A 1112-nucleotide genomic window follows, 5' to 3' on the forward strand; every position below is an offset into this window, starting at 1 on the left:
TGAGCAGCCTCATCTGACTGGTCCAAATTGATTGTTAGTGCATCGTCGGCCTGTAATCCATCGGGATGATGGTTTCGGGCGCTGGCGGGCGATAGCCCAATGCACTGTGGGGGCGTTTTGTGTTGTAGTGTTTCCTCCATTGTTCGATCAGAATTTGAGCTTCGCGCAGGCTGTAGAAGATCTCACCGTTGAGCAGCTCATCCCTGAACCTGCCATTGAAGCTTTCACAGTATCCGTTCTCCCACGGGCTGCCAGGTTCGATGTAAGCTGTCTTGGCGCCAACGGCGGCGATCCAGTCTCGGACAGCCTGGGCGACAAATTCCGGCCCATTGTCAGAACGTATGAAACTCGGCGCGCCGCGAAGTATGAACAGGTCTGTCAGGACGTCGATTACATCGGCCGAGTTCAGCTTCCGCTCGACCCTGATAGCCAAACATTCCCGACTGTGCTCATCAAGGATGTTCAGCGTCCGGAAGGCTTTGCCATCGTCGGTTCGACAATGAACGAAGTCATAGCTCCACACATGGTTGCGATGTTCTGGTCGAAGCCGGACGCATGATCCGTCGTTCAGCCAGAGCCGCCCCTTCTTCGGTTGTTTCACTGGCACTTTCAGCCCCTCTCGTCGCCACAAGCGCTCAACCCGCCCGTCGCTGACAGACCATCCAGCCTCTCTCAGCAGCGCTGCGATCCTGCGATAGCCATATCGGCCGTATTGACGGGTTAGCTCGATCATGTCGGCCACCAGCCGGTCTTCGTCTGCGCAACCTTGTGGGATACGCCGTTGTGTGGATCTGTGTTGCCCAAGCACGCGGCAGGCGCGTCTCTCGGAAATGTTCAGCTGGTTGCGTACATGGTTAATACAAGCACGACGACGAGCGGGGCTCAGTAGTTTCCCTTTGTGGCTTCCGTCAGGATTAGTTTGTCCAACGTCAGATCTGAAACCGCGCGTCTCAGTCGCTCGTTCTCTTTCTGAAGCCGTTTCAGTTCCTTCAACTGGTCTACGCCCATTCCGCCGTACTTTTTGCGCCAGCGGTAATAGGTTTGTTCAACAACGCCGATCTGCCTGATCGCGTCAAGACGGGACATGCCTTGCCCCATCAGAACTTCAACCT

General features: G+C 55.8%; 1 protein-coding gene. It reads right to left on the reverse strand.

Annotated features, from left to right (window positions below; genetic code table 11):
* Nucleotides 1-34: 34 nt before the first annotated feature.
* Nucleotides 35-1112 (reverse strand): IS3 family transposase gene (locus ACR0AO_RS25435; RefSeq protein WP_480609823.1). Its coding sequence is split into 2 segments (ribosomal slippage), with 1079 coding nucleotides annotated over them: nt 35-900 and nt 900-1112; the frame shifts between segments, so codons are not numbered across the junction. This gene is flagged as partial in the annotation.

It is taken from the genome of Ruegeria sp. AF8 (assembly GCF_056541825.1).